The sequence below is a fragment of the Phreatobacter sp. genome, from assembly GCF_051860605.1.
GTDB lineage: Bacteria > Pseudomonadota > Alphaproteobacteria > Rhizobiales > Phreatobacteraceae > Phreatobacter.
Map to the genome: position 1 here is coordinate 41,673 of NZ_JBHYDR010000003.1, position 16,884 is coordinate 58,556.

Below are 16,884 nucleotides of genomic sequence, written 5' to 3' on the forward strand. Positions count from 1 at the left end.
ACCTGATCAGCGGCGCAGGAACCCCCCGAGCACACCGCGCACGATGGCCCGTCCCACCTGCGTCCCGATGGATCGTGCGATGGAATTGGCGGCGTTCTTGACGATGGTCTCGCCGGCGCTGGCGGGCGGACGGCCACGGCCTCGCGGTGCGCCTTGTGGCGAACCACCTCCGAGAATGCCGCCCAGAATGCCCCCGAGCCCGCCGGAACTGGCCTGCTCGGCCTGATGCTCGGCCTGCTGCTGGGCCTGCGCCTTCTGCTGTGCGGCCTTCTGCAGGATCTCGTAGGCGGATTCCCGGTCCACCGCCTCGTCATATTTTCCGCGGACCGGGCTCCTCGCCATGATCCGGCGGCGCTCCTGCTCGCTGACCGGGCCGATGCGGCCGAAGGGCGGACAGATCAGCGTGCGCTCGACCATGGACGGCACGCCATTGCCCTCCAGCGTGGACACCAGTGCCTCGCCCTTGCCGAGCTGGGTGATGGCCTCCTCGGTGTTGAGCTTTGGGTTCTGGCGGAAGGTGGTCGCGGCCGCCTTGACCGCCCGCTGGTCGCGCGGCGTGAAGGCGCGCAGGGCATGCTGGACGCGGTTGCCGAGCTGGGCCAGCACGGTCTCCGGCACGTCGAGCGGGTTCTGGGTGACGAAATAGACGCCGACGCCCTTGGAGCGGATCAGGCGCACCACCTGCTCGATCTTCTCAAGCAGGGCCTTGGGCGCGTCCTTGAACAGGAGATGCGCCTCATCGAAGAAGAACACCAGCTTCGGCTTGTCGGGATCGCCCACCTCGGGCAGTTCCTCGAACAGTTCGGACAGCAGCCAGAGCAGGAACGTGGAATAGAGCTTGGGGCTCGCCATCAGCTTGTCGGCGGCGAGCAGGTTGATCATGCCCCGACCCTCGCGGTCGGTGCGCATGAGGTCCTTCAGCTCGAGCGCCGGCTCGCCGAAGAAGTGCGAGCCGCCCTGGTTCTCGAGCGTCAGAAGCTGGCGCTGGATGGCGCCGATGGAGGCCGGCGAGATATTGCCATAGGCCGTGCGCAGCTGGTTCTGCAGTTCCTTGTTGGAACCCAGCTCCTGCAGCATGGCGCGCAGGTCCTTCAGGTCGAGCAGCGCCATGCCGTGCTGGTCGGCATAGCGGAACAGGATGTTGATGACACCTTCCTGGGTGTCGTTGAGATCCATCAGGCGGGCGAGCAGCACGGGCCCCATCTCGGCGACGGTGGCGCGGATCGGATGGCCCTGCTCGCCGAACAGATCCCAGAACACGACGGGGAAGGAATCGGCGTGCCAGTCGAGGCCGACCGTCTTGGCGCGTTCCAGGATGAAGGGCTTTTCCTCGCCCATCTCCGCAACGCCCGAAAGGTCGCCCTTGATGTCGGCGGCAAAGACCGGAACCCCGGCATTGGAGAAGGCCTCGGCGAGCACCTGCAGCGAGACGGTCTTGCCGGTGCCGGTGGCCCCGGTGATCAGGCCGTGCCGGTTGGCCAGCCTCAGGGTCAGGAACTCCTGCTTGGTGCTCTTGCCGAGGAGGAGCTTGTCGTCGGCCATGCTGTGCGTCCCGGGGCTGGCGAAGGTGGCATCGGTTGTAGCAACGGGCCGGGCGGAACGCCAAGCGCGTTTGCCACGCGCATCGACGCAGCCGATGCGGGCCGCAGGACCGGGCACCGTTCCCCGAAGACCCCCGGTCGTTGACCCAGATCAAGGCTTTCCGGGGCAGATAGTCTCATCTGAAACCAGTTGCCGGCGTTCCCCCCGCCAAAGGCGCACCTCGTCCCCGCGGGAGACCCTCATGACCCAGACCGCTTTTCTCGGCCTTGTCCTCGTCGTCTTCGTCGGCTTCGGCGCGATCCTGGCCTGGGTCGACTTCTCCGGCCGTCACCAGCGCCCGCCGATCCCCGGCCCCGGCGAGTGACGGCCCGGAGCCTCACCCCATCCGCTTCCAGAGCTCCGGCACCAGCCGGCCGGCACGCTTCTCGACGGCCGCCGCCGCATCGAGGCAGATGTCCTCGCGGTAGCGGGAGGCGATGATCTGCACGCCGACCGGCGTGCCTTTCGCCAGTCCGACCGGCACCACGGCGGCCGGCAGGCCGAGCAGGTTGATGGCCGACATGAAGCGCACGTCGTTCCAGAACACCTCGGCGATGCGCTTGGCGCCCTTGAGGTCCGCATTGGTCTCGGGGACCGGATTGACCGAGAGCGGCGTCAGGACGACGGGATAGTCCTCCAGGAAGGCCAGCCAGTTGCGGATGAAGCGCGAGCGCAGGGCAATCGCCTTCATGTAGCCCTCGTAGTCGAGCAGGGTGGCCAGCTTGAGGAAGCCGTCCATGGTGGTCTTGAAGCCGTCGCTGGCTACCTGACGCATCTGCTTTTCCTGCAGCACATGCATCTCGGTCATGATCAGGTCGCACCACAGGCGCCAGGTGCCGTCGAGATCCGGCACCTCCACCTCCTTCACGTCGTAGCCGGCATCGGCGAGGTGGTCGGCAGCCGACCGGACCAGCGAGATCACGTCGCGGTCGGTCTTCATGTCGGAGGGGATCTTCGCCAGGGCGACCTTCACCTGCCCCTTCGGCTTCGGCCCCCTGAGGGGCGCGGGCACCCACCAGGGGTCGCGCGGGTCGCGCTGGGCCATCGCCTCCAGCCCCAGCCGGACATCGGCGACGGAGCGGGCGAGCGGCCCCTGCGAGGACATGAACTGGGCCATCAGCGGCCGTTCGGCCGGCGCGCTCGGGTTGAAGGCGGGAATGCGTCCCTGAGTCGGCTTGATGGTGGCGATGCCATTGCAATAGGCCGGCCAGCGCAGCGAGCCGCCGATGTCGTTGCCGTGGGCGATGCAGCCGATGCCGGCGGCCATCGAGGCGCCTGCGCCGCCGGAGGAGCCGCCGCAGGTGATGTCCGGGCTCCAGGGATTGAGGGTCAGCCCGTGCAGCGGGTTTTCGGTGAAGGCCCGCAGCGAGAATTCAGGCGTGTTGGTCAGGCCGAGCACAACGGCACCGGCCTTCTTCAGATTGGCCGTCACCGGCGCGTCCTCGGGGGCGAACATGTCCTTGAAGGCGACGACGCCGTTGGAATTGGCCTGGCCCTTCACGTCGACATTGATCTTGATGGTGACCGGCACGCCGTGCAGCGGCCCCACCGGCTCGCCCTTCGCCAGCACCTTGTCGGCCGCGCGCGCCGCCTTCAGGGCATCCTTGGTCAGATCGACGACGACGGCGTTCAGCTTCGGATTGACCGCCTTCATCCGGTCGATATGGGCCTTCGTCACCTCTTCCGACGTGATCTTGCCCCTGGCGATCGCGGAAGCGGTCTCGGTGGCGCCCCATTGCCAGATCGGTGCCTTGGCCATGCCTGTGTCCCCTCATGTTGCGGCGGGGCATGGTGGCGGGGCCGGTCCCGATAGGGAAGGCGCGAAAGCGCGCAGCTTGCATCCACCGCGCGGGTGGCTGACCGCCCCTGCCCTATCTCAGCCAGGCGGCCAGGCGCCGCACCGCCTCCTCCATGTCCGGCGTCGAGCCGGCGAAGGAGAAGCGGACGGCATGCAGGCCGCCATAGGGGTCGAAGTCCGGGCCGGGTGTCGCCGCAATTCCGGTCTCGGCCAGCATCCGGCGGGCGAAATCGAGGCTGTCATTGGTATATTTCGCCACGTCCGCATAGACGTAGAAGGCGCCGTCCACCGGCAGCAGCCGGTCGAGCCCGGCCTTCGGCAGCCCCTCCAGCAGCACGCGCCGGTTGGCGGCATAGCCGGCCTTGATCGCCTCCAGCTCGGCGGTTGCGTCGAAGGCGGCGAGCGCCGCGACCTGCGAGAGCTGCGGCGCCGAGATGAACAGGTTCTGGGCCAGGCATTCGACCGAGCGGGCAAGGCTCTCCGGCACCACCATCCAGCCGATGCGCCAGCCGGTCATGCAGTAATATTTCGAGAAGGAGTTGATGACCACGACGTCGTCGCTGGTCTCCAGCGCCGTGTGGCACGGCATCTCGTAGGACAGGCCGTGATAGATCTCGTCCGAAATGAAGCGGATGCCGAGATCCTGCGAGGCTTCGATCAGCGCCTTGAGGGCTTCCGGCGTCATCATCGTGCCGGTCGGATTGGCGGGGCTGGCGATGAGGATGCCGTCCAGCCGCTTGCGCGCATGTTCGGCGGCCAGCATGTCGGGCGTCACTGCATAGCGGGTCGCGGCAGTGGTCTCGATGAACACCACCTCGCAGCCGAGCGCCTCCAGAATGTTCTTGTAGGCCGGGTAGCCGGGGCTGGCGATGGCCACGCGCGCGCCCGCCTCGAACAGCGCCAGGAACGACAGGATGAAGGCAGAGGAGGAGCCCATGGTCACGGCGATGCGGCCGATCGGCACCTCCACGCCGTGGGTCCCGGCATAGTGGCGCGCAATGCGCTGGCGCAGTTCCGGAATGCCCAGCGCCAGCGTGTAGCCGATCTGCCCGTCGGTCAGTGCCCTTGCCGCCGCCTGGCGGATGCTTGCCGGGGTTGGCGCGGCCGGCTGGCCGACCTCCATGTGGATGATGCTCCGGCCTTCCGCTTCCGCCTTTGCCGCGGCGGTCATCACGTCCATGACCAGGAAGGGCGCCACCGAACCGCGGCGCGTGGGTGTGAGAAGCTGGCGGGCAATGCCCTCGCGCGACATGGATGGATCCCCGTCGGAAGTCTGGATGGCCGAGGCGCGATGGCCGGGCCGGGTCGGCGACGTCATGGTTTCGCCCGGTTGGGCGGCCAAGAGGGCCGGGTGAGCGCCTAACACAGTGCGTCGCGGGGGTCACGACCCTCGCCCGAACGTGATGGTGCCTGCGTTGACCGCCGAACGAGCCCTTGTCTAGGCTGCGCACGACATGAAGCCTTTCCGTCTGCCTGTCCGCATTGCCGCCGCCGCCCTTGCCGGGCTGGTGGCCATGACCGGTATTGCCGGCGCGCAGGGGCGCGGCCTGCCGATCATCCGCGACACGGAACTGGAAAACCTGCTGCGCGACTATGCGCGGCCGCTGTTCCGCGCGGCCGGGGTCGGGGGCAGCCAGACCAATGTCATCATCGTCAACGATCGCGGCTTCAACGCCTTCGTCGCCAATGGCCGGCGCATGTTCATCAATGCCGGGGCGATCCTCGACTCTCGCACGCCCAACGAACTGATCGGCGTCATGGCCCACGAGACCGGCCACATTGCCGGCGGGCACCTGGCGCGCCTGCGGGAGGCCGTGGAGCGCGCCCAGGTGATCGCCGCCATCGGCATGATCCTCGGCGCCGGCGCCATCGCGGCCGGGGCCGTCGGCGGGCGCGGGGCGAGCGGCGTCGCGGAGGCCGCCCCCGGCGCGATCATGGCCGGCCCGCATATCGCCATGCGCTCGCTGCTCTCCTACCAGCGCGGCGAGGAGGCGGCCGCCGACCGGGCTGCCATCACCTATCTCAACGCCACCGGCCAGTCGGCCCGCGGCATGGTGGAGACGTTCCGCCGGCTGCAGAACATGTCGATGTTCGAGGCGCGGCGCGCCGACCCCTACGCGATCAGCCACCCGATCCCGGCCGACCGCATCGCCGTCATCGAACCGCTGGCCAAGGCGAGCCCGCATTACGGCAAGGCCGACCCCCCCGCCCTTGTCATGCGCCACAACCTGGCGCGGGCCAAGCTTGCCGGCTTCCTGGAGCGTCAGGACGCGATCACGCGCCGCTATCCGCCCTCCGACAATTCGCTGCCGGCCCGCTATGCGCGCGCCATCCAGATGTTCCGCTTCGGCGACCGCAACCGGGCCTCGGCTTTGGCGGACGAGCTCATCCGCGCCCAGCCCAACAATGCCTATTTCCACGAGATCAAGGGGCAGATCCTGCTCGAGACCGGCCAGCCGCGTGCCGCCATCGGCCCGCTGCGCCGCGCCGTGGCGCTCGCCCCCAATGCCGGGCTGATCCGCATCATGCTCGGCCACGCGCTGATCAGCGCGGGCAGTCCCGCCGATCTCGATCCGGCCATCCGCGAACTGCGCCTCGCCCTGCAGCGCGAGCCGGAGGCCGCCGACGGCTACCGGCACCTTGCCGTCGCCTATGGCCGCAAGAACGACCGCGGCCAGGCCGATCTCGCCGCGGCCTATGCGGCCCTGCATTCGGGCGACGTGAACACCGCGCGCGGCCTTGCGCGCCGCGCCCAGGCCTCGCTGCCGGCCGGCTCGCCCGGCTGGGCTCAGGCCCAGGATATCGTCAATGAGCGCCCGCCGCGGCGCAACTGAGGGACATTCCATGCTGCACCGCCTCGCCAAGCTCGCCCGGACCGGCCTCATCGCCGGCGCGTTGGCGCTGACGGCCCCGCTGGCGCCCGTGCTGGCGCAGGGCGCGCCGGCCCAGCCCACGGCCGAGGAGCGCGCGCGCATCGAGGCCATCGTGCGCGACTACCTGCTGCGCAATCCGGAGGTGCTGCAGGAAGCGTTGGTGGAACTCGAGCGCCGTCAGGCGCAGGCCGAGGAGCGCGCCCGCACGGAAGCCTTCCAGGCCAATCGCGATCGGCTCTATCGCTCGCCGAATGCCGTGGTGCTCGGCAATCCGCAGGGCGATGTCACGCTGGTCGAGTTCTTTGACTACAATTGCGGCTTCTGCAAAAGGGCGCTGCCCGAGACCGTCGAGCTGCTGCGTTCCGATCCGCGCATCCGTCTCGTGCTGAAGGATTTCCCGGTTCTCGGTCCCGGCTCGGTGGAGGCGGCACAGGTGGCCATCGCCCTGAAGATGCAGCTGGACGGCCCGAAATACTTCGAATTCCACCAGAAGCTGCTGGGCGGCCGCGGCCAGGCCAACCGGGCGCGCGCGCTGGAGGCGGCCCGCGATGTCGGCGCCGACATGGCACGGCTGGAGCGCGACATGGCCTCCCCCCAGGTGGCCGCGACGCTGGCGGAGAATGCGCGCCTCGCCGAACTGCTGCGCATCAACGGCACGCCGAGCTACGTGGTCGGCGACGATGTGGTGGTGGGAGCGGTCGGCCTCGCGCGCCTGCGCGAAAACATCGTAAGGGCGCGCGCGACCTGCGGCCGTCAGGTCGGGGTGTGCTGAGGCCTGTCCCCTCGCCTTTCGCCCGGCAGGACCCGAGACTGGGGGCCGACCGTCGCCGGGTTTGAGCAGGACCCAGACGATTTGGTGGTGAAGGACGGGGGCCCGGCAGCGCTCAACCGGCGCGTCGGAACAGGCGGTTCACGGCCTCGATCGCTCCCCACGCCCCCAACAGCGTGGCCAGCATCGCTCCGGCAAGCGCGATCGCGAAGACGGGTCCGCCCGCGGCCGCCAACGAACCCTGGAATGGCAGGATCGTCACCATGGCGAGGCCCCCGAGCTGAGCAGCCACGAATGCGCCGATGAGCGAGACCACGATATTCACGATCCAGCCAACGAGGCTCCGCCGCTTCGTCCAGGCCTCGTGGAGGCCCACTGCAAGCGCGGCGGCCAGGAAGACGGCCGCGATGGTCATAGGTCCACCGACACTGGACAGCGGGATCGAGCCCGAGGCCTGGAGGAGCAGGATGCCGGCCACGGCGATTGCGGCGATATAGGGCATGAGCTTCACACTTGAGGTTTGATTGCCTCAGTGCACGCTAGGCTCGCCGGCCAACCGGACCATGTCGCGCGGGCGGGACGGTATTTCGGCCACGTTTCCGGTCAGATACCAACGGGCGGGCAAGGCGCAGCCATTGCCGAAGCCCGAAGAAGACAAAGGGGGCGCGAGGCCCTTTGGTCGGCTGTTTCCCTTCATCCAGCGGACATCCGGGAACAAGGGAGCTGTCGATGGCCGGGCCGGGGACGGCCATCGACGTGGGAGGACATGCCCTTGAGACGAAGCCCGCCGCTCACTCCCTCAACTCATACCGGTAGGCCTTCGAGACCACCCGCCATCCGTCGTTCAGCTTCAGCAGCACCAGATAGTCGGTGAAGAAGCGCGGCGGCAGGGCGCACTGCACCTTGACGAAGACGGTGTGGGCGTCCGAGCGGTCGACCATCACCACGAAATCGTGGCGCGGCTGGCCCTGCGATTTGGCCGAGGGCCGCTTGCGCACGCGCTCCAGCCAGTCGTCGCGCGTGAGGATGCTGAGTTCGCCCTTTTCCTGCCAGCGCAGGTCGGCGGTCGGGTGGAAGGCGTCGGCCAGCTTGTCGGCGTCGCCCTCGTGCAGACCGTCCAGATAGAGGTTGACCACCGCCTCGACGGTGGAGCGGTCATAGGTCGAGGGCCGTTCGGCCTCCCAGACGGCGGCATGTGACATGGCGGGCCTCCCTTGTGGTCAGTCGTCCTTGCGATGGATCGTCGCTGTGGAGCAAACCACAAAGTGCCGTCCGGCGGAACCGGGCCGCTTGCCGGCCCTCGCGCACGCGGCCATATTGCGCGGCGCCGGCCCAGAGGGGGCCGGGAGCCCGCCTTCGGAGACCGACATGATCGAGGACCTCATCAACCGCGTCGCAGCCGCTGCCGGCCTCGACCAGGCCCTCGCCGCCAAGGCTGTCGGCATGATCCTCGGCTTCCTGCAGAAGGAGGGCCCGCAGGAGCAGGTGCAGCAGATGCTGGCCGCCCTGCCCGGCTCGGAAACCCTGATCGCCCAGGCCTCCGGCGGCGATGGCGGCGGCGGCCTGATGGGCATGATGGGCAGCATGATGGGCGGCGGCATCATGGGCCTCGGCGCCAATCTGATGGGCGCCGGCCTCGACATGGGCCAGATTTCCACCGTCGGCCGCGAGCTCATGGCCTTCGGCCGCGAACATGCGGGCGAGGACGTGATGGGCCAGATCGTCGCCGGCACGCCGGGCCTGTCGCAGTTCGTCTGATCTGACCGTCGTGAGCACGCGCCGGCTGCGTCCGTCAGGGGCGCGGCCGGGTTTGTGGCACCTCAGGCAAAGCTCACACGCGCGCGCCCCTGCGGGCTGACGCGGATATGCGCCGCCGGCAGCATCTGCGGCATGACCTCCACGAATGACAGGTCCGAGCCGTCGAGCGCGGCATCCAGCGCGCGGACCACGGCCGATCCCTGACGCGCGATGACGAGGTCGCCCATGTCGGTGCTGGTCAGCGCGACCGGCGTGAACTCAGCGCGCTTGAGGAAATTGCCGACCGCCTCCAGCACACCGAGATTCTGGTTCATGCCCTTCAGGCTGTGGCAGCAGTCGTTGAGCATCATCACGCCGTCCTCCGCCAGCAGGTCCTGATAGTGGAGCAGGTCGCGCAGGACATATTCGTACTGGTGGTTGGCATCGACATAGATGAAGTCGAAGGACCCCGCGCCATGGCGGTCGCGCAGGCGCGCGCAGGCCGGAACCGTGTCGTCGCGGATGATCTCCACCCGCTCGTCGCCCGCAAAGCGCTGAACCGCGATCTCGTAGGTGCGGTCGAAGGTCGCCTGATCGCTGAGGCTGCCGCCGAAATAGCGCTCGAAGGCGGTCAGCGGCAGAAGCCAGGGCGGCAGGGCCTCGAAATGCGAATAGGCCTTGAGCGCCTCGGCGCTCCAGGCATCGATGAGCACCGACCGGCGGGGCTTCAGCGCCTCCATCAGCAGTTCGGCATTGTCGCCCTTGTGGACGCCAAGCTCGATCATGGCCGGCTGGCAGCCGATGGTGTCGAAGGCCTCGGCGACAATCGCGTAGAGACGGGTCCTCGGGCAGTCGACGACCTTCATGCAAGGCTCCACGCGGCCGGGCGCAGCGCAGCATCGGCCGGCGCAAGCGCTGGCGCGTCGGCCGGCGCAAGGGGCGGGGCATCGGCCACGATCGGAGGCCGCATCCACGGCGCAGCGCCGCTCTCCCAGAGCTCGCCGAGCAGCTTCAGCGCGCGCAGGGTATCGGCAGCCAGCCAGAAGCCCTCGTGCTGGTAGCCGCCGAGACGGCGCTCGGCCGCCAGCGCCTCGAACAGCCCGCCGAGCGTCGCCCCGTCGCCAGCCAGTGCCGGGTGGTCGAGAATGACGGGGTCGAAGACGGCGAAACCGCCATTGATCCAGCCCTCGCCGATCTGCGGCTTCTCGACAAATCCGGCGACCTTGTCGCCATCGAAGCGAAGGCCGCCGAAGCGGGCCGGCGGGCGCACGGCCGTGACGGTGACCGGATGGCCGCGGCGGCGGTGGCGGTCGATGACGGCATGGACATCCACATCCGAGAGGCTGTCGCCATAGGCGACGATGAACGGCGCGCCGGCGAGATGGGGGCGAAGCCGCGCCAGCCGCCCGCCCGTCCCGGTGAGCGTGCCGGTGTCCACGACCGTGGCGCGCCAGGAGGCACCGGTCTCGCCGGAGCGGACGATCCGGCCGCGACCGGCGTCGATGTCGAGATCGCCGGCGGTATCCACCGCGTCGATGAGAAACCGCTTGATCCGGTCGCCCTGCTGGCCGGTGGCGATGACGAAGTCGTCGAAACCCTGCGCCGAGAACGAGCGCATGATGTGCCAGAGGATCGGATGGCCGCCGATATCGAGCAGGGGTTTGGGCGCGAGACCGCCATCGGACGACATGCGTGTCCCGCCACCGCCTGCCAGGATCACCACCTTCATGAGCGCACCGCCGGACCTCGCAACCCTCCAAGAGATGCGGCGATCATGGTTAAGGGAGGGTAAAGCGCCTGCCCCGCTCCGCCTTTCCACCCAAAGGACGCCTTCCGGTTGCCGCGACTTCATGGCATCGAAGCTGCATGGCCCACTCCATGACCGACACCGGCGAACCGCTCGCCCTCGCCTCCGAGTTCCCCCCCGCAACCGAAGCCGCCTGGCGTGCGGCCGTCGATGCCGTGCTCAAGGGCAAGCCCTTCGACAAGGTGCTGGTGAACCGCACGGCGGACGGCATCGCCATCCAGCCGCTCTATCCGCGCAAGACCGGCGCCACCCCTCTCGCCGCACGCGCGCCCGGCGCGCCGTGGACGGTCGTCCAGCGCATGGACCACCCCGATCCGGCCGAGGCCAATGCGCTGGCGCTGGAGGACCTGTCCGGCGGCGCGTCCGGCCTCGTCATCGTCACGCGCGGGGCGATCGGCGACCGGCGGGGCGATGCGCTCGTCATCGACGATCTGGCCGATCTCGACCGCCTGCTGGACGGCGTTATGCTCGACCTCATCCCCATCCGCGTGGATGCCGGCACCGCGGCGGGCCATCTCGCCGCCATGCTGGCGGCAAAGGTCGCGCGCGACGGCTTGGACCCGGCGGCGCTGAACATCGCCTTCGGCATCGATCCGATCGGTGCCTTCGCCCGCCGCGGCACGCTGGAAGACTGGAACGGCGCGGCGGCAAAGGCCAGCGATGCGGTGCTGGGCCTGCGCGCCCGCGGCTTCGCCGGCAGCCAGCTTGTCGCCGATGGCCGTGTCATCCACGATTCCGGTGGCTCCGAGGCGCAGGAACTGGCCTTCGCGCTCGGCACCGCTGTCCAGTATCTGCGCGTGCTGGAGGCTGCCGGCCTGCCGCTTGACGAGGCGGCGCGCGCCGTTTCGGTGGTCCTGACGGCCGATGCCGACCAGTTCCTGTCGATGGCCAAGATGCGCGCCATGCGCCGGCTCTGGGCGCGGATGGAAGAGGCGACGGGCCTCGCCCCCTCGCCTCTCGACCTGCATGCCGAGACCGGCTGGCGGATGCTCACCAGGGTCGATCCGGCCGTGAACTGGCTCCGCACCACCACCGCGGTGTTCGCCGCCGGCATCGGCGGCGCCGACCATGTGATGGTCGAGCCCTGGACGGCGGCCATCGGCCTTCCCGATGCCTTCGCACGGCGCGTTGCCCGCAACACGCAGCTCATCCTGATCGAGGAATCGAACCTGCACCGGGTCGCCGACCCGGCGGCCGGCTCCGGTGGCATGGAGGCGCTGACGGACGAGATCTGCCGGCATGCCTGGGCGCTGTTCCAGGATTGGGAGAAGGCCGGCGGCATCGTTGCCGCGCTTTCGACCGGCACGGTTCAGGCGGCGGTGGCGAAGGCGCGGGCCGCACGCATCTCGGCCATCGCCAGGCGCCGCGAGCCGCTGACCGGTGCGTCCGAATTCCCCAACATCAACGAAACGGTGCCCGAGGTGCTTACCCCGCCGCATCGCGAAACGCGGCGCAGTCCGGCCACCGTCGACCTGCCGCCGGCCGGCGGCGGCGAACGCTTCGCGGCGCAGGTCACGGCCTTTGCCGGCGGGAGCCTCCGCTCGGCGCTGTCGCGACCGAAGTCCGACACGGTGTTCGTCGATCCGCTGGCGCCCATGCGCCTTGCCGAACCCTTCGAGGCCCTGCGGAGCGCGCTGGATGCGCTGACTGCCGGACGCGGCGCGCGGCCACAGGTCTTCCTCGCCGTTCTGGGACCGGTCTCCGCATTCACGGCGCGGGCGACCTTCGCCCGGAACCTGTTCGAGGCCGGGGGTTTTGCCGCGCCGATCCCGGAGCCGTTCGGCGATCTTGCCGCGCTCGTCGCCGCTTTCCGCGCGAGCGGGGCGGCCATCGCCTGCCTCTGCTCGTCCGATGATCTCTATGCCAGCGAGGCCGCCGATGCGGCAGAGGCGCTGAGGAACGCCGGCGCTCGGCAGATCTGGCTTGCCGGCCGGCCCGGCGATCTGGAGGCGGCGCTGAAGGTGGCAGGCGTCGATGATTTCATCTTCGCCGGCTGCGACGTGGTAGAGTGCCTGAAAGCGGCGCGCGCCGCGCTGGATGCGTGAGGAGGCCCACATGAGCCGCATCCCCGACTTCACCACGGTACCGTTCCGCGAGGCCGGCGCGACCGCCTCGGGTGGCTCTGCCTGGCTGACGCCGGAGGAGATCGCCGTGCGCCCGGTCCATGCCGAGGCCGACCTCGCCGGCATCGACTTCCTCGACACCTGGCCCGGCATCAAGCCGTTCCTGCGCGGCCCCTATCCGACGATGTACGTCAACCAGCCCTGGACGATCCGGCAATATGCCGGTTTCTCCACGGCCGAGGATTCCAACGCCTTCTACCGGCGCAATCTCGCGGCGGGGCAGAAGGGCCTCTCGGTGGCCTTCGATCTTGCCACCCATCGCGGCTATGACAGCGACCATCCGCGCGTTTCCGGCGATGTCGGCATGGCGGGCGTAGCCATCGATTCCATCTACGACATGCGCACGCTGTTCTCCGGCATTCCGCTGGACCAGATGAGCGTGTCGATGACCATGAACGGCGCGGTGCTGCCGATCCTCGCGCTCTATATTGCGGCGGCGGAAGAACAGGGCGTGCCGCAGTCGAGGCTGTCGGGGACCATCCAGAACGACATCCTCAAGGAGTTCATGGTCCGCAACACCTATATCTACCCGCCCGGCCCCTCGATGCGGATCATCTCCGACATTTTCGCCCATACGGCGAAGGAGATGCCGAAATACAATTCCATCTCGATTTCCGGCTATCACATGCAGGAAGCCGGGGCGACGCAGGACCTCGAGCTCGCCTATACGCTCGCCGACGGCGTCGAATATGTCCGGGCCGGCATCGCCGCCGGCATGACGGTGGACCAGTTTGCGCCGCGCCTGTCCTTCTTCTGGGCGATTGGCATGAACTTCTTCATGGAGGTGGCGAAGCTGCGCGCCGCGCGTCTCCTCTGGGCGAAGCTGGTGAAGCCGTTCGAGCCGAAAAGCGACAAGTCGCTGGCCTTGCGCACCCATTCGCAGACCTCCGGCTGGTCGCTGACGGCGCAGGATGTCTTCAACAACGTCGTGCGCACGCAGATCGAGGCCATGGCGGCGACGCAAGGGCACACCCAGTCGCTGCACACCAATGCCCTCGACGAGGCGCTGGCGCTGCCGACCGATTTTTCCGCCCGCATCGCCCGCAACACCCAGCTCTTCCTCCAGCAGGAGAGCGGAACGACGCGCATCATCGACCCCTGGGGCGGCTCGCTCTATGTCGAGCGCCTGACCGCGGACCTGGCCGCCAAGGCCTTCGAGCATATCCAGGAGGTCGAGGCGCTGGGCGGCATGGCCAAGGCCATCGACGCCGGCATTCCGAAGCTCAGGATCGAGGAGGCCGCCGCCAAGACGCAGGCGCGCATCGATTCCGGCGTGCAGTCGGTGATCGGCGTCAACAAGTTCCGCCCGGACGGCGAGAAGCCGATCGACGTGCTCAAGGTGGACAACACCGCCGTCCGCGAGGCGCAGATCGAGAAACTGCGGCGCCTGCGGGCCGAGCGCAATCCGGCCGAGGTCCAGGCCGCTCTCGACGCGCTGACCGCCGCAGCGGCCGGCAAGGGCAACCTTCTGGCCCTCGCCATCAATGCGGCCCGTGCCAAGGCGACCGTCGGCGAGATGTCGGATGCCATGGAGAAGGTGTTCGGCCGTCACAAGGCGGAGATCAAGGCCATTTCAGGCGTCTACAAGCGCGAGGTCGGCGCGATGAACGAGAATGTCGCCAGGGTCCAGACCATGGTCGAGGCCTTTGCCGAGAACGAGGGCCGCCGGCCGCGCATCCTTGTCGCCAAGGTCGGCCAGGACGGCCACGACCGCGGCCAGAAGGTGATCGCATCCGCCTTCGCCGATCTCGGCTTCGACGTCGATATCGGACCGCTCTTTGCGACACCGGCGGAAGCGGCCCGGCAGGCGATCGAGAATGACGTTCACTGCGTCGGCGTGTCCTCGCTGGCAGCCGGCCACCTGACCCTCGTGCCGGAACTGAGGGCGGAACTGGAAAAGCAGGGCCGCGAGGACATCATGATCGTCGTCGGCGGCGTGATCCCTCCGCAGGATTTCGACGCGCTCTATGCGGCCGGTGCCTCCTCCATCTTCCCGCCGGGCACGCCCATCGCGGAGGCTGCCATCGACCTGATGGACAAGCTCAACGCCAAGCTCGGCTACGTGCAGGCGGCGGAATAGGCCTTGAGGACAGCGATGAGGCTGTTCCGTGGTGCTGCCTCCGCCTGAGCGTTCACCGAACGGCCGATGGCCGGCCTGACACCTGTCAGCAGCAGGCTCGATCCCGGCAGACTGGAATGGAACCGGCCGCCCGGCTGTCGCAGATTTCGGGGCCCGTGCTCCCGCCAGGCCGGGCTCTTTCGCCCGCACCGCTTCGAGACCCGCCATGGCCCCCACGATCACCGTCTTCGAACGATCTCCCGACCGCGGCAGGGGCCTTGCGCGCGATATGCCGGTGCGCTGGGCCCTCGAGGAGGTCGGCCAGCCCTACGACGTCCGGCCGGTCTCGTTCGGGGCCATGAAGCAGCCCGCCCATCTCGGCCTCCATCCCTTCGGACAGATCCCTACCTTCGAGCACGGTGACCTTGCCCTGTTCGAGTCGGGCTCGATCGTCCTGCATATCGCAGATCATCATCCCGGCCTCTGGCCAGCCGATCCCAACGGCCGGGCGCGCGCCGTGACCTGGATGTTCGCCGCCCTCAGCACGATCGAGCCGCCGATCGTCGAGCGCGAGACGGCGACCTACGCGGAGCGCGGCAGGCCCTGGCTCCCGGAACACCTCGGTCTCGTGGAACAGCGCATCGGCGACCGGCTGACGGCGCTATCGGAGCGGCTCGGCGACGGCGACTGGCTCGACGGAGACTTCAGCGCAGGCGACCTCATGATGGTGTCGGTGCTGCGCAGGCTGGAGGGTTCGACGCTGCTCGACGGCTATCCGCGCCTGTCCGCCTACATCGCCCGCGGAAAGGCGCGCCCTGCCTTCGGGCGTGCATTTGCGGCCCAACTGGCGCTCTTCACCGCGGCGCCCGAGGGGTGATCCGACCGACGCGGGCGCCATAGCACCCGGACCGCACGGTTCGGTGACGGGGGCGCGGTCAAGCCTGCCGGTGCTGTGGCGCGAAGTGCGCTCATGGCTCCCCTGCGGAAGGACAATGCGGCAATCGAAACGGTTGAAAGAACCTCCGATCCAGTGCAGCCTTCCATACAAGCTTTGAGCCGGGAGAACCGGCCGCATATCGCACCCGGGAGGATCCGCATGACCCATCTGACACGACGCCATCTCCTTGCCTCGGCCGCCGGCGCCGGCCTCGTCGCGCCGCTTGCCGCCCCCGCCATCGCCCAGACCTTTCCTGCACGGCCGATCCAGATGGTCGTGCCGTGGGGCGCAGGCGGCGGCACCGATGCCACCGCCCGCATCATCGCCACCCTGATGGAAAAGGAATTCGGCCAGCCTGTGAACGTGGTCAACCGCACCGGCGGTTCGGGCGTCGTCGGCCATTCGGCCATCGCGACCGGTGCTCCGGACGGCTACACGATCGGGATGATCACGGTCGAGATTTCCATGATGCACTGGCAGGGGCTGACCCAGCTCAATCCGGAGAGCTACACGCCCATCGCCCTGATGAACGAAGACCCGCCCGGCGTGCAGGTGGCCGCCAACAGCCGCTATGCCGATCTCAAGGCCCTGGCCGATGCCATCAAGGCCAGCCCCGGCCGCCTGAAGGCGTCGGGAACCGGACAGGGTGGCATCTGGCACCTGGCGCTGGTCGGCTGGCTCGGCGCCATGGGCCTGCCGGCGAGCGCCGTGCCGTGGGTGCCTTCGAACGGCGCAGCCCCGGCCATGCAGGATCTGGCAGCCGGCGGCGTCGACATCGTCACCTGCTCGGTTCCCGAGGCCAAGGCCATGCTGGATGCCGGACGCGCCAAGTCGCTGGCCATCATGGCCGCGGAGCGCAACCCGCAATTCGCCAATGTGCCGACGCTGAAGGAGGCCATCGGCGTCGACTACACGGTCGGTGCCTGGCGCGGCATCGCCGCTCCCAAGGGCCTGCCGGCCCCGATCGCGGAGCGCTACACGGCGGTCTGCAAGAAGATCAACGAGTCGAGCGAGTTCCGCAGCTTCATGTCGGCTCGCGGCTTCGGCGTCCGGTGGGCGGACGCCACGGGCTTCGCGCAGTTCATGGCCGCCGGCAACACCTCCATGGGCGTTGCGATGAAGGCGGCCGGCCTCGCACGCGGTTCCTGATCCCCTCTCCGGGGGCGGCGCCGCCGCCCCCGGCCATTCCCCCGCGAGGGC

General features: G+C 68.9%; 15 protein-coding genes. 8 read left to right on the forward strand and 7 right to left on the reverse strand.

The window, feature by feature from the left end; genetic code table 11:
* Nucleotides 1–6: 6 nt before the first annotated feature.
* Complete coding sequence (locus ACTIFS_RS05700; protein WP_439573097.1) at nt 7–1,542, reverse strand: helicase HerA-like C-terminal domain-containing protein; 1,536 nt, start codon at nt 1,540–1,542, stop codon at nt 7–9.
* A 241-nt stretch (nt 1,543–1,783) separates the two neighbouring features.
* Here ACTIFS_RS05700 and ACTIFS_RS05705 point away from each other — a divergent pair, with 241 nt between their 5' ends.
* Nucleotides 1,784–1,906 carry a hypothetical protein gene (locus ACTIFS_RS05705; RefSeq protein ID WP_439573098.1) on the forward strand — a complete coding sequence of 41 codons (123 nt, stop codon included), beginning with the start codon at nt 1,784–1,786 and terminating at the stop codon, nt 1,904–1,906.
* Between the two features lie 12 nt (nt 1,907–1,918).
* Here the strand turns inward: ACTIFS_RS05705 and ACTIFS_RS05710 are convergent, their stop codons facing one another.
* Nucleotides 1,919–3,340 carry an amidase family protein gene (locus tag ACTIFS_RS05710; RefSeq protein ID WP_439573099.1) on the reverse strand — a complete coding sequence of 474 codons (1,422 nt, stop codon included), beginning with the start codon at nt 3,338–3,340 and terminating at the stop codon, nt 1,919–1,921.
* Nucleotides 3,341–3,452: 112 nt separating this feature from the next.
* The gene (locus ACTIFS_RS05715) at nt 3,453–4,631 is read right to left on the reverse strand and encodes a pyridoxal phosphate-dependent aminotransferase (RefSeq protein ID WP_439573512.1); all 1,179 of its coding nucleotides are present in this window, start codon (nt 4,629–4,631) and stop codon (nt 3,453–3,455) included.
* A 202-nt stretch (nt 4,632–4,833) separates the two neighbouring features.
* Here ACTIFS_RS05715 and ACTIFS_RS05720 point away from each other — a divergent pair, with 202 nt between their 5' ends.
* Together ACTIFS_RS05720 and ACTIFS_RS05725 are read left to right on the forward strand one after the other, a co-directional pair.
* A complete protein-coding gene (locus tag ACTIFS_RS05720; RefSeq protein WP_439573100.1) occupies nt 4,834–6,213 on the forward strand; it encodes a M48 family metalloprotease in 1,380 nt (459 codons plus the stop codon).
* 10 nt (nt 6,214–6,223) lie between these two features.
* Complete coding sequence (locus ACTIFS_RS05725) at nt 6,224–7,024, forward strand: DsbA family protein (RefSeq protein WP_439573513.1); 801 nt, start codon at nt 6,224–6,226, stop codon at nt 7,022–7,024.
* Nucleotides 7,025–7,136: 112 nt separating this feature from the next.
* On the opposite strand, the gene ACTIFS_RS05730 is transcribed toward ACTIFS_RS05725, so the two are convergent.
* Both ACTIFS_RS05730 and ACTIFS_RS05735 read right to left on the reverse strand, forming a co-directional pair.
* Entirely contained in the window at nt 7,137–7,523 is a 387-nt protein-coding gene (locus ACTIFS_RS05730) for a hypothetical protein (RefSeq protein ID WP_439573101.1), read from the reverse strand.
* Between the two features lie 289 nt (nt 7,524–7,812).
* The gene (locus tag ACTIFS_RS05735) at nt 7,813–8,223 is read right to left on the reverse strand and encodes a nuclear transport factor 2 family protein (RefSeq protein WP_439573102.1); all 411 of its coding nucleotides are present in this window, start codon (nt 8,221–8,223) and stop codon (nt 7,813–7,815) included.
* Nucleotides 8,224–8,392: 169 nt separating this feature from the next.
* Between ACTIFS_RS05735 and ACTIFS_RS05740 the strand changes: the two genes are divergently transcribed.
* On the forward strand, nt 8,393–8,779 hold the full coding sequence (locus tag ACTIFS_RS05740) for a DUF2267 domain-containing protein (RefSeq protein WP_439573514.1): 387 nt from the start codon (nt 8,393–8,395) through the stop codon (nt 8,777–8,779).
* Nucleotides 8,780–8,841: 62 nt separating this feature from the next.
* Here ACTIFS_RS05740 and ACTIFS_RS05745 read toward each other — a convergent pair whose 3' ends face one another.
* A complete protein-coding gene (locus tag ACTIFS_RS05745; RefSeq protein WP_439573103.1) occupies nt 8,842–9,624 on the reverse strand; it encodes a class I SAM-dependent methyltransferase in 783 nt (260 codons plus the stop codon).
* On the reverse strand, nt 9,621–10,487 hold the full coding sequence (locus ACTIFS_RS05750; protein WP_439573104.1) for a sugar phosphate nucleotidyltransferase: 867 nt from the start codon (nt 10,485–10,487) through the stop codon (nt 9,621–9,623). Before ACTIFS_RS05750 ends, ACTIFS_RS05745 begins: the two co-directional genes overlap by 4 nt.
* A 149-nt stretch (nt 10,488–10,636) precedes the next feature.
* On the opposite strand from ACTIFS_RS05750, the gene ACTIFS_RS05755 reads away from it, so the two are divergent.
* The 4 genes from ACTIFS_RS05755 (at nt 10,637) to ACTIFS_RS05770 (ending at nt 16,833) form a co-directional block, all read left to right on the forward strand.
* The gene (locus tag ACTIFS_RS05755) at nt 10,637–12,610 is read left to right on the forward strand and encodes a methylmalonyl-CoA mutase family protein (RefSeq protein WP_439573105.1); all 1,974 of its coding nucleotides are present in this window, start codon (nt 10,637–10,639) and stop codon (nt 12,608–12,610) included.
* Between the two features lie 10 nt (nt 12,611–12,620).
* A complete protein-coding gene (scpA, locus tag ACTIFS_RS05760; protein WP_439573106.1) occupies nt 12,621–14,768 on the forward strand; it encodes a methylmalonyl-CoA mutase in 2,148 nt (715 codons plus the stop codon).
* 205 nt (nt 14,769–14,973) lie between these two features.
* A complete protein-coding gene (locus ACTIFS_RS05765) occupies nt 14,974–15,624 on the forward strand; it encodes a glutathione S-transferase family protein (RefSeq protein WP_439573107.1) in 651 nt (216 codons plus the stop codon).
* A gap of 219 nt (nt 15,625–15,843) precedes the next feature.
* Nucleotides 15,844–16,833 carry a Bug family tripartite tricarboxylate transporter substrate binding protein gene (locus tag ACTIFS_RS05770; RefSeq protein ID WP_439573108.1) on the forward strand — a complete coding sequence of 330 codons (990 nt, stop codon included), beginning with the start codon at nt 15,844–15,846 and terminating at the stop codon, nt 16,831–16,833.
* Nucleotides 16,834–16,884: the final 51 nt, after the last annotated feature.

Excerpts from the sequence above, each read along its gene's own strand:
- ACTIFS_RS05700 (WP_439573097.1), bottom strand. The coding sequence starts at position 1,542 with ATGGCCGACGACAAGCTCCTCCTCGGCAAGAGCACCAAGCAGGAGTTC.
- ACTIFS_RS05705 (WP_439573098.1), top strand. The coding sequence starts at position 1,784 with ATGACCCAGACCGCTTTTCTCGGCCTTGTCCTCGTCGTCTTCGTCGGC.
- ACTIFS_RS05710 (WP_439573099.1), bottom strand. The coding sequence starts at position 3,340 with ATGGCCAAGGCACCGATCTGGCAATGGGGCGCCACCGAGACCGCTTCC.
- ACTIFS_RS05715 (WP_439573512.1), bottom strand. The coding sequence starts at position 4,631 with ATGTCGCGCGAGGGCATTGCCCGCCAGCTTCTCACACCCACGCGCCGC.
- ACTIFS_RS05720 (WP_439573100.1), top strand. The coding sequence starts at position 4,834 with ATGAAGCCTTTCCGTCTGCCTGTCCGCATTGCCGCCGCCGCCCTTGCC.
- ACTIFS_RS05725 (WP_439573513.1), top strand. The coding sequence starts at position 6,224 with ATGCTGCACCGCCTCGCCAAGCTCGCCCGGACCGGCCTCATCGCCGGC.
- ACTIFS_RS05730 (WP_439573101.1), bottom strand. The coding sequence starts at position 7,523 with ATGCCCTATATCGCCGCAATCGCCGTGGCCGGCATCCTGCTCCTCCAG.
- ACTIFS_RS05735 (WP_439573102.1), bottom strand. The coding sequence starts at position 8,223 with ATGTCACATGCCGCCGTCTGGGAGGCCGAACGGCCCTCGACCTATGAC.
- ACTIFS_RS05745 (WP_439573103.1), bottom strand. The coding sequence starts at position 9,624 with ATGAAGGTCGTCGACTGCCCGAGGACCCGTCTCTACGCGATTGTCGCC.
- ACTIFS_RS05750 (WP_439573104.1), bottom strand. The coding sequence starts at position 10,487 with ATGAAGGTGGTGATCCTGGCAGGCGGTGGCGGGACACGCATGTCGTCC.
- ACTIFS_RS05755 (WP_439573105.1), top strand. The coding sequence starts at position 10,637 with ATGACCGACACCGGCGAACCGCTCGCCCTCGCCTCCGAGTTCCCCCCC.
- scpA (WP_439573106.1), top strand. The coding sequence starts at position 12,621 with ATGAGCCGCATCCCCGACTTCACCACGGTACCGTTCCGCGAGGCCGGC.
- ACTIFS_RS05765 (WP_439573107.1), top strand. The coding sequence starts at position 14,974 with ATGGCCCCCACGATCACCGTCTTCGAACGATCTCCCGACCGCGGCAGG.
- ACTIFS_RS05770 (WP_439573108.1), top strand. The coding sequence starts at position 15,844 with ATGACCCATCTGACACGACGCCATCTCCTTGCCTCGGCCGCCGGCGCC.